Source organism: Acetobacter zythi, assembly GCF_963921165.1.
Taxonomy (GTDB): Bacteria; Pseudomonadota; Alphaproteobacteria; order Acetobacterales; family Acetobacteraceae; genus Acetobacter.
Window position 1 is genome coordinate 35,761 of record NZ_CAWUEO010000005.1, and the last position, 10,639, is coordinate 46,399.

The following is a 10,639-nucleotide window of genomic DNA, read 5'->3' on the forward strand; positions in this document are numbered from 1 at the left end:
TTTATAAAATCCATTATGGTTGCGAGCCTGTCAACCCGATATTGCACACACATGGCAGGCATTCCTACCAGGATGCTTGAAGAGCCCATTTTGGCTTGGCGGCGGCTTTGTTTCGCAAATACGTGGAAGATCGCCGAAGTTCACATCCACGTTGCTACTTTTAACCGCTTCACAACGCTCGGAACCTCAATCACTTAGGCGGTCGTATAACAAAAAACATAAGAGCGTTCAGCACGACCAATCAGTGAATTGTGCAACAAAGCCGAATATATTTTTAGGTATTTTTAAAAATAGTTCTGTGAGGCAGGGCATAATTGACGTGTTCAGATGTTGCTCTCGCTGCCTCCTGAAACAAGTGCCGTAAAAATTTTCAAATCGATCCCTTTGACTGCACGCTGGATTGGTTCTTTCTTGAGGTGAGCATAACGTGCGGTCGATTTGAGATCGCGATGACCCAGCAGTTTCCCGATCATGACCAGATCCTCGCCGAGTTCCAGCGCATCGGATGCAAAGGAATGGCGGAGATCGTGAATGCGGACATCATGCAGCCCGGCTTCCTTTCGGATGCGCCGCCACGGCTTCTCCAGATCGGTCAGGTGACCACCGTCTTTCCGTCCCGTGATGACATAGGGATTGCCCTCAACCCGCGTGATGTCTCCAAGCAAGCCGATCGCACTCTCGCCCAACTGAACCGTGCGGGCACCATTTTTGCTGTCAGGTAATCTGATTATCCCTTCGTCCAGAAAAACATATTCCCATTTCAGACGTTGGATTTCCCGCAGGCGGCAACCGGTTAAAAGCAGGAGTTGGAACGCGTTGACGGCTTCCGGCATTGCGGAACGGCCGTCGTCGAGTGCTTTGCCAAGACGCTGATGTTCTTCTGTTGTGAGGTAGCGCTCGCGCTTCTGCTCCTTATAGCGTTTCACGCCCCTGCATGGATTGACGTTGTCTGTCCGCACACCCCAGAGGATTGCCAGAGAGAACATTTTCGACAGCACACCCAGAGTCCGGTTCGCCTGATACGGGATATGGCGATAGGCGTGGTGGAATGCGACCACATCCGAGTGGGTCAGGGTGGCCACCATCCGGCTGCCAATTTTTTTTTATAATGAACAGGTCAATCGCGCGTTGATATTCGGCTTGTGTGGTTGATTTCAGATGCGTCTTTACATGCCGTTCAATGAAAGTCTTGCAGAACTGACTGATTGTGGGGGAGGTCCGCTCTTCGCCGCGTTCGGTGTTTGGGTCGTTGCCGTCTTTCACACGAGCGAGGATTTTAATCGCTTCATCGCGTGCTTTGTCTGCCGTCCAGGGACCATGATGGCCGATCGTATAACGTCGGAACCGGCCATTGGCTCGATAATGAACCACGTAGCTCATCCGACCCGAAGGCCAGACCCGCAGGGCGAAGCCGGCGACCTGATCGTCCCAGACGATGTAGTCCTTCTCAGCAGGCTGGAGGGTGGCGATTATGCGCTTTGATATCCGGGGCATGGCTGCCTCCACAGGATGCGTATAGGATGCAAATGGGATTGAAACGTCAGCGTGAGTAAGCGTAGACAGAAGAGCCAAAATGAACGACTTATTCAATTAAAATAATAGGATAGTAGTGGTTCTTCGGGATGCGTCGGGGAATTTCGTGGCAGGGCGTAGCTCTTGCCTACAAACTCATAACCTGAAGGCCGCAGGTTCAAATCCTGCCCCCGCAACCAGAAATTCCGTTTGAAATCAAGTAGTTAGCCCGCTCCCCGAGCGGGCTTTCTGCGTTCCAACACGCCAACTGGAATCATATAGGAATCATTCGGGAGAGAATTCCCGCGTAGCAACGCTGCGTGCGAGGCGCGCCAGAAGAGGGCCGGGAAGGAAAGGAATCGGGGTGACGTCCTTAAGGTCAGTCGTCTGAAAGCGGTCTCAGAGCCTCAGTTCACCGTCTCTTTGCGGTCAGATGAAAGCTTCCACAAATTTACGGCACGACTTTAAGAGGTCACGGGAAAGTTCGTCATCGTTGAGTGCGCGAGCAACTGCTAGCCGCGTTGTGACAGCAGCAGGGCCAGCCGGTCGGGCAGACGCAGGGCGGCAAGATCCCCGACATGCAAGTCACCTTCAGCACGCAGCCGATACAGCCCCACCGGGACGCTGGCCGTGCTGTTCCATAGCAGCCGGGGTGTTACACGTAAGGCAGCGGACACACCTACCGCCAGCACGACGAAATAGGTGCCGAAGAACCAGGCGCGCCGCGTCATGACACCAGCCTCGCCCGTTTCAGCCATGCCGCGTGCAGGGGCTGTGTATAGGGCCGTGGTTCCTGCCCGGCGATGATACGGTTATGGACATGCCGCCAACTTTCCTCGCAGCCGTGCAATTCGTCTCCGCCATTATTGGAATTAACTGACGACACACCCTAGACAGCCATCGACGTCTTCGCAGAATTGAACTGCCCCGGGTTTACCGGAGAGTAAAACTTTCGGAAGATGAACCCTATGGTAGAGAAGAAGAAGAAGCCGTGCTGTTTATAGTGCGCGCAAGGTGTGGCACAGCCTGCTGCGCGAAGAACGACAGGTGGCGCGTTGCACCGTTGGGCGCCTGATGCGCAAGATGGCTCTGAAAAGTGCAATCCGGGGCCAGAAGGTCATCACGACCCGTCCGGATACGGCACGCCCCTGTCCCGATGACAGGGTCAACCGGCAGTTTCGGGCCGAGGCCCCCAACCAGCTTCAGGGTCTCGGACTTCACCTATGTCCAGACCTGGAATTGTATGGTCTATGTGGCGTTCGTCATTGATGTGTTCGCTCGCACGATCGTGGGCTGGAAAGTTTCGACTTCCATGACCTCCCAGTTCGCGCTCAACGCCCTTGAACAGGCCATCTGGCAACGAAAGCCCGCGGGAAATAAGGTGCTGAACCATCTCGGGAGGAGCCACGTCGCAAGCGTCATCGCGGTTGTGCAACCGGGAGCGATCAGGCCCGGATACTGCAACCTGAGCGCGGAACAGATTGCCGTGACTGGGCGAGTGCTCTTTTTGCATGTAAAGAAGATTTTACTGCCTTCTTGCCATCGCCAAGGCCTGTCAGGTTCAGGCGTGTCAGCAGGAGGCCTTTTTTATCCGCATTTGACCAATTCGTTAGATATTGCCAACAGTCGAATAGATAAGACTTTTCTCTGCCCGGAGTGATCATGAATGGACAATTTGATGCCTCGAAACAGGGCAGTGACCTTCATATATTAATAGGCGTTACCGGCCATCGTGACCTTGCTCCAGAGAGTATGGAGCAGGTGCGTCTTGCCGTGCGCCATGCACTAGGTGTCTGGCATCATGCTTTTGGTTCGGGGTTGCGTGTTGTTACGGCGCTGGCCGATGGAGCGGACCAGTTGGTGGCCGAGGTCGCTCAGGAGCTGTCGGTCGGGGTTGTAGCACTTTTGCCTATGGAGCGCGCCCGCTACCGCCAGACTTTGTCGGCAGAAGGAGCTAAAACATTCGATCGTGTGTTGGGGGCGCTGGACCCGACGGATATTATCGAACTCCCCGATGTCGAAATGCCAGAGGGTGCGAGTGCGGAAAAGCGCGCCGCCGTTCAATATGAGCAGCTGGGTATTCTGCTGTGTCGCCAATGCCATCTTCTGCTTGCCCTATGGGACGGGTATGATGCCGAACCCCTGAGCACCCGCATCAGCCGCCAGCGGACCCGACGTGGTGGCACTGCGCATGTGGTGTCCATGCGGATGAACGGGGAATATACAGAAGTACCGGTTGCTATGTTCGACCGGAGCATTCTTTTTGCCGAACGGCTGTCCCGGCTTGAACTGGCGCGGAGTGGGCCAGTGCTCCAGATAGCAGCGCCACGGGTCAGCCGCGCCATGGAAGGCAGACTACCCGGCCAGGCCATCTGGTGGGACCAGCCGCCGCCTCTTCCCAACCTGCAGCCATGCGGGGAAACTGTACGCCCTCAAGCGGTTCTGGACCTGTCTTTACCTCAGGACTGCGCCACACTTGCGGGTCTTATCCCCGCGAGTTGCCACCAGATTGCAACCGCAGGGCAGGCGCTTGGCACGGTCGGCCGCATGACGGCCCGTGACTGCGAGATAGCTGCAGGAGAACTTGGCGTGCCAGACACGGAAAGTTCGGTAATCCTGCGTCTGGTGCGGCTATATGCGCAGGCCGATCTTTATGCCTATCAGGCACAGCAGAACCTTATCGGTAGCTGGTCTCCGGGGCTGTCATGGCCCACCGGAGGAAGCGGGCAACGTCGTCTGGGCGCACTGTTTGCATTTGGCATAACCATTCCGATCGCATCGGCCTGTTTTGAAATCTATTGCGAATATGGCAAGCAAGTACCTTGGCTCTTGGGCTATATTGTTGTGCTGGCGCTGTCCTTCGCGCTCTATCGTTGGGTGGTTAAAAAACGCGGATGGCAAAACCACTATCAGGACTACCGCGCGCTTGCCGAGGCCTTGCGTGTGCAGACAATATGGGCCGCAAGCGGTATTCCGCTAGCGGCATCGGACAACTACCTACGGCATCAGGAAGACGAAATCGGCTGGATCCGTCTGGCGCTGAGAGGTCCTTCGTTAATGGGTATTGGAGCCGCCCTGCGGATGCGCAGATGCCGCATGCATGCAACCGATGCGCGCCCCCAGAATCTGCGCACCACAATCCATGAGCGATGGGTCGTGGCGCAGCGGAAGTACTTTGCCACCCGCATCGATATTTATGATCGGGCCGTCAAGGTCAGTGACAAATATGCCAAGTTCTGCCTTATTGGGACATATGGCTTTGCGGTTGTTCTGGTTCTTGTGCAGATCGTCTGCGGGGGCGCGTTGCCCGAGATGATCCCCGAGTGGCTGCGGGAGGTTCCCACCGTTCTGATCGGGGTTCTGCCTGCGGTTGCGGCTTTTTTCCTGATTTTCAAGGAGGCGCGTGCCTACGAGGATCATCTGCACTCCTACAGCCAGTCTTTGCTGGTGTTTAAAGAAGCCGCCAAGCAGGCGGCTCGCATGCGCTCGGCGGAGCACATGCACCAGTCCGGGGCAGATGAGGCGCATGCGGACTGGGAGGACCTGGTGATTGCGCTAGGACGACAGGCATTGATGGAAAATGCAATTTGGATACAGACCCACCGGGCACGTCCAGTTGGCTTTAAAAGCGGCGGCTGAGCACAGCCTGAAAGTTAAAACCCCTTTAAACAGTATATATAAGAGATGATTATGATTAACCCTGACCACAATCACCCTATCTTCATCAGCCATTCATCGCGTGACCGGGAGACGGCGGACCGTCTTGTCAAGGATCTGGAACGGCGTGGGATTCCGTGCTGGATCAGCTCGCGTGATATCGGGCTGGGGGAAGATTATCAGGGTGCTATTGTTACCGCACTGGAAGCCGCGCCCGCCATGCTGCTGCTGTTCAGCACCAATGCCAACAATTCGCGCGAGATCCCGCGCGAGCTTTCGCTGGCCAGCGCACGCCGCAAGCCCATGATCCCTGTCCGCCTTGAAGATATTGTTCCAAGCGGAGCGCTTGAATATCAGTTAACCAATGCGCAGTTCATTGATCTTTTTCAAAATTACAATGAGGCCATAGAACGGTTGTGCGCAGCCCTGCGCAGGCAGATCAGAGCCGCCGCCGAGGGGGATGTGCCGGTCGAGGTGGAAGCGACTGCCGTGCGGCTTCCGCGCCGTATGTCCGGTAGCCGCATAGGGTTGATGGGGGGTGGAGCCGCCGTTATTGTTGCCGCCGCTGCTGGAGCCTTTATGTGGCAGCAAAAGTCAGGCACTCAGGCACCGTTGCCGCCCCATCCCGCAGCGATTGAAGCTGAGAGCGCAGCCGCAAAAATGGAGCCGCCAGCCCCCCGGAGTGCCCCGGCAGTCACGCCTGCTGTTCCCGAGCCAGACGCCCAGAAGCTTGCGGCAACAGTGCATTCAACGGTCGAATCTGCGCGCCCCCCCGCTCTGCCTGCGCCACCCGCCGCCCCTGCTCCGCGTACGCCAGAACCGGCTCCCACTCACCCTGTTGCAACTCCAGCGCAGATTGTGCCGCCAGAGGTTTCAATGGCCCTTCCCGAGCCAACACCTATGCCCAAGGACCCGGCGCTGCCAAGCCTGCCAGAGGCGGCAAAGGGTTCGGCTGGTTCTGGCCCTCTGGTCCGGATTGTGGCGCAGTTGAGCGCAATCAATCCCTCTGCGCGGGAAAACGTGCTTGGTCAGGCATTTGACATGCATGAAGAAAAACTGTCAGGCGAGCAGGCGATCGCTCTTTTGGAAGGCATAACGGGCGGGTCGCGCTACAATAAGCTGCATGACCTTATAGATCATATGCAAACGCCCCTGAATGTTCCACAGGCTCTGGGTATTTTGAATGCAAGCGGTGATTCCCGCGTAGGTATGATCCAGCAGCTTGCCCCCTTGCTCCCCACCACCCTTTCTGGTCCTGACCTGGTGGCGTTACTTGGGCGCACAACAGGTGGAGATCGGTATAACGGGCTGAATGCGCTTGCGCACAATGTGTCTGATCCGATTGATACGGCATCCGCGCTTGCAATCTTGCGGCCAAGTGGTAACTCTTGGGTTGGTATGTTGCAGCTTATGGTGCCTTTGCTGCCCCGCCCCATGCAGGCGACTGACGTGCAGCTTCTTCTGGGACGGCTCGATGGAGGAGATCGGTACAACGCAGTCAATGCGCTGTTATCCAATATGCCAGATACAGTGTCTGTCGAAAATGCGCTGGCGTTCCTGCGTGGGAGCGGCAACAGTTATGTTGGTGTTCTGCAACTGCTTGCGCCACATCTACCAGATGGCCTGAGCGTACCACAGTTGACCGCACTGCTTGGCAGAACAACAGGTGGCGATCGGTACAATGCGCTGAATACGATCACAGGACATGTGCAGAACAATGTAAAGGGGGCCGAACTTGACGGGGTTCTGCATCTCCTTTCGAACTCCTGGGTCGGGGGACTTCAGCTTATTGCAGGCCATCTGGCCGTTCCGCAGGATGGACCATCGCTTGCTGTGCTCATGGGCACTGTCAGTGGGGGGGATCGATATAATGCTCTGATCGCACTTGCTCCCGTTTTGCCGGATCATCTTTCGTTTGATGAAGCGGCGATGATCCTGCATGGCATGGGGAGTGCTCAAGTGGGGGCAATACAGATTATTGCCCGCCATTGCGACCATCTTACCGACGACCAGCGCGCTGCCCTGCTCACGGGTCTTTCGTCCGGCGAGCGGGCCAATGCATTGCGGGCATTCAGTCAGGCAGATTAAAAAATATCGGTATCCTCTGGTTTTTTGCATAATAATGTTCTGGGAAAGCTTTTTGCTCCGCGCCGCTTTTTCAACTGCCTGAAATAAACGGCACAACCCGTTATCGACCGGGTTAATCCCGGTCGATAGTGCGCCTGGTTCGGGGGGGGGGGAGATGGAGGATTCTAAGAACCTCATGGTATCGAGGTTAACGCCGGTTTGGTTGCAAACACCACGCCATCGGGAACGTAAGCCTGCTTCAGGCGCTTACGGTTCGACGTCCAGTCTTTTACAAAGGCATTGTCCTTCGCAGTCCTGTGCCATGTATGATCGCGCCATTCGTTCCAAGATATGGTCTGTATAAAAAGCGCCATCTGATCGAAAGCATGCTCGCAATCCACATCGCAGACTGAAAAACAGATCACACATGGCAATGCGATATGACTGCGGCCCTCATAACTTCAGGTCCACAATTCATATCGCTTCTGCTTTACCTTCTATCTCCGACAATACATCTTGAGCATAGATTATTTTCAATAATGACCGCGTAGAGTAAAGCTGAACGTACGGGGTTCACCATAAATCATGCCATCGTAAAACCCTGCCTGCCGGACATAGGTGCGATCGGTAAGGTTTGTAATGTTGCCTGCAATATCCAGCCAGTTCGCGACACGGTAGCGGGCCATGATATTGATAAGTGTATACCCTTTAACCCGGAGATTGGATGCATCATACTTGCCACCCCCAAGAGGACGCCCCGGGTTGGTTGTCCATTCCGTGCTGGACTGGCTGGATACCCCCCCACCAATGGTAAGATGATGCAGTTTTCCGGGGAATGTATAGCTCGTTGTCAGACGCACAAGGTGATGCGGGTCCTGACGATAGCTCAGGCCTTTTTCGTAAAGATAGCTATACCCAAAAAAGACATTCCAACCGGGCAGCAGTTCGCCGGAGGCATCAAAGTCGATCCCTTCCGTTTTCACGCCGTTGACTGAATCATAAATGGCCTCACCCGTGGTAACGTTTGTGGTACCTGTTGCCAGTGCTACGTTGCTCTGCCGGTTAAGATAAAAAGCCAGAGATGTATTCAGGCGCTGTTTGAAGAATGCCCCTTTCAAACCCGTTTCATAGCTCTTGCCCATAACCGGATTGAGAGGTCTGTTATCAGAATCCCGCAGGTTTGACTGAGGCGTATAGACGTTTGTGTAGCTTCCATAAATCGACATGGTTTTGGTAAAATCATAAACCATACCGGCATAAGGCGTTAGCACTGCATTCTGCTGCCCTGTGCTGGAAGAGCCGGAATACTGGTTCGCCTTGTTATAAGTGCCCTTATAAGCCTGATAACTACTGATACGCCCACCCAGAATAAGCGACAGCCCCTTGGCCAGCACAAAACGCCCGGATGTATAGGCACCATAATTGCGAGTAACATCAACTTCACGCGCGTGGGTACGATGCGTTACAAAGTTGGGGTAAGAACCATCCCATGTCTGCCAGTTCGCAATGGGCAACCCGGTCGCTCGGTACTGGCACCCTGAATACGGTGTAACCCCGGCAATGGAGCAGTTCCCCAAGGCATTGTTGAATGTGTATTGCGTCAGCTCATCATTATAGCCGTTAAAGCCGAACACAAGCTGGTGCTCATGCCCCAGGAAATGCACCGGGCCAGAGACATGCACGTCAGCATTGTCGCGTGCATCTTCATACTCGGCATGAAGAGCGTTCAGATAAGCGCCTGTGCCGTCCTGATTCCAGAAACCACCATAGGTTTTCCGTGTTGCATTGTTAACTTTTGCAACACCAAGGTTGTTATAGGAACTTCCCTGCGTACGCATGTACCCAGCCTTCAGGTGCCAGCCGGCTGAGAAATCATGGTCATAGTTAATAAAAGCGGTGTACTGGTCGCGGGTGGCCTGGCTCCAGTCTGCCGCAGGGTTTGTGCTGCGGGAGAGGTTTGTTTTTGTCCCATCAGCATACCAGATTGGCACGTTTGTCCCCCAGGATGCGCCATCATTTTGGGTTCGTTCATACTGGAAGCCAAAATTAAGTGTATCGCGCGAGGATATGTCCGCCGTAAAGTTTGCCAACGCGCCAATACGGTTAACGTGTTCGCGCACACGAAAAGTATCCGTATCATCCCACGAAAAAACATACCGGCTGCGGATGGTGCCCGAGTGGTTTAATGGCGCATTCAGGTCCGCCATAACGCGGTGTTCGTTCCAGTTCCCCAGCCGTAACAGGCCATTGGCGGAAAATTCGCGCTGCGGTGCCTTACGTTGCAGGTAAATTGTTGCGGATGGATCCCCCGTCCCGCCCAGCAGACCATTGGCACCACGGACAATCTGCACGTTGTCGTACAGGTCCATATTCATGGACGAACCCACACCACCAAAACTGGTTGAGGCATCAATCTGCATGCCATCAATCTTGTAGTTGGTAATATTAAAGCCACGTGCACGGTAGGTTGTGCGACCGGCATTATCGTTGGCATAAGAGGTAACACCGGGGGTCGTGTTCAGAACATCATCAAGGCTATTGATCTGCTGATCATCCATGACCTGCCGGGTCATGACGGTAACGGTCTGTGGTGTTTCTCGCAGGCTTAGCGGTAAACCGGTTGATGTGCTTGTTTCCGATGCCGTGTAACTGCCGTGGTCCCACCTGTGGGCCTTAACCAGAATACTCTCGTCCGCCTTGGAAGCGACATTGACGATGGTCTTCTGATTTTTGTTCGCCTTTACCGCTGGGGTTTTGGGGGCGTCCGCTTTTTTTTCCAACACTTCGTCTGAAGTTGTCTTGTTATTTGTATTATACGCCGCGTCTGCTGCCTGTGCAGACAATGCTCCCCCCAGAGAGAGGAATGTCGAGGCCAAAAGAGCAGTTACGCTGAAAGATGTTACGGGACGGAGTGTCACATCAAGGTCCTACCAAAGATGTTAATGCGAGTAGTTCTCATGTGCAATGCACCTAGCAGACCACCGCCCCCACCCAAAGCGACAAAACATTACAATTTTTTTATCATTCTTAATGATTGAAATATTACAACTGCGCGGACAATGCCTACATACGCAGCATTTGGGTCTGTGCTGCATATAACATTTGCGCGACACATGAATTGTCAGATCGCAAGACGTCATTGGGATGGTGTAGACTGGGCGATACCGCGTTACGCCCCATGGTTTGAGACGCTGGAAGAACGCGCTGTGTCCTTCGATTCGGTGCACATGCAGCGAGCCGGCGTCTTTGTCAGCCTCGATACCGATGGCACATTGCTGGTCGAGCGGGGTTTCGTTCTGCCCGAGGATGGGGCATATCGTAAGCTCCCGGCGACTGACGCCTTGCTGAATACTTCTGGTCTTGTTCAGCTATGAAGCATGAGCGATTTAAGAGATAGGGACGC

Annotated in this window: 6 protein-coding genes and 2 pseudogenes; 3 read left to right on the top strand and 5 right to left on the bottom strand. The window is 54.6% G+C overall.

The window, feature by feature from the left end; translation table 11 throughout:
* Window positions 1-323 precede the first annotated feature (323 nt).
* From AABE20_RS04955 to AABE20_RS14370, 4 genes and pseudogenes are all read right to left on the bottom strand, one after another.
* A complete protein-coding gene (locus AABE20_RS04955) occupies window positions 324-926 on the bottom strand; it encodes a site-specific integrase (RefSeq protein ID WP_338332097.1) in 603 nt (200 codons plus the stop codon).
* The gene (locus tag AABE20_RS04960) at window positions 913-1,494 is read right to left on the bottom strand and encodes an Arm DNA-binding domain-containing protein (protein WP_338332098.1); all 582 of its coding nucleotides are present in this window, start codon (window positions 1,492-1,494) and stop codon (window positions 913-915) included. The genes AABE20_RS04955 and AABE20_RS04960 overlap by 14 nt, the downstream gene beginning before the upstream one ends.
* Window positions 1,495-2,027: 533 nt before the next feature.
* A pseudogene (locus tag AABE20_RS04965) lies at window positions 2,028-2,243 on the bottom strand (S26 family signal peptidase); the annotation flags it as partial.
* Entirely contained in the window at window positions 2,240-2,398 is a 159-nt protein-coding gene (locus tag AABE20_RS14370; RefSeq protein ID WP_408740712.1) for a DUF2840 domain-containing protein, read from the bottom strand. The pseudogene AABE20_RS04965 and the gene AABE20_RS14370, both read right to left, overlap by 4 nt.
* 110 nt (window positions 2,399-2,508) lie before the next feature.
* On the opposite strand from AABE20_RS14370, the pseudogene AABE20_RS04970 reads away from it, so the two are divergent.
* The 3 genes and pseudogenes from AABE20_RS04970 to AABE20_RS04980 all read left to right on the top strand — a co-directional run.
* Window positions 2,509-2,905, top strand: a pseudogene (locus tag AABE20_RS04970) (DDE-type integrase/transposase/recombinase); the annotation flags it as partial.
* 269 nt (window positions 2,906-3,174) lie between these two features.
* Window positions 3,175-5,151, top strand: a complete 1,977-nt coding sequence (locus AABE20_RS04975) for a hypothetical protein (RefSeq protein ID WP_338332099.1) — start codon at window positions 3,175-3,177, stop codon at window positions 5,149-5,151.
* Between the two features lie 51 nt (window positions 5,152-5,202).
* Window positions 5,203-7,257, top strand: a complete 2,055-nt coding sequence (locus AABE20_RS04980) for a toll/interleukin-1 receptor domain-containing protein (RefSeq protein WP_338332100.1) — start codon at window positions 5,203-5,205, stop codon at window positions 7,255-7,257.
* A 512-nt stretch (window positions 7,258-7,769) separates the two neighbouring features.
* On the opposite strand, the gene AABE20_RS04985 is transcribed toward AABE20_RS04980, so the two are convergent.
* Complete coding sequence (locus AABE20_RS04985; protein ID WP_338332101.1) at window positions 7,770-10,154, bottom strand: TonB-dependent siderophore receptor; 2,385 nt, start codon at window positions 10,152-10,154, stop codon at window positions 7,770-7,772.
* Window positions 10,155-10,639: the final 485 nt, after the last annotated feature.

What these genes read in the sequence shown, in the direction of transcription:
- AABE20_RS04960 (WP_338332098.1), bottom strand. Translation starts at nt 1,494, where the DNA reads ATGCCCCGGATATCAAAGCGCATAATCGCCACCCTCCAGCCTGCTGAG.
- AABE20_RS04975 (WP_338332099.1), top strand. Translation starts at nt 3,175, where the DNA reads ATGAATGGACAATTTGATGCCTCGAAACAGGGCAGTGACCTTCATATA.
- AABE20_RS04980 (WP_338332100.1), top strand. Translation starts at nt 5,203, where the DNA reads ATGATTAACCCTGACCACAATCACCCTATCTTCATCAGCCATTCATCG.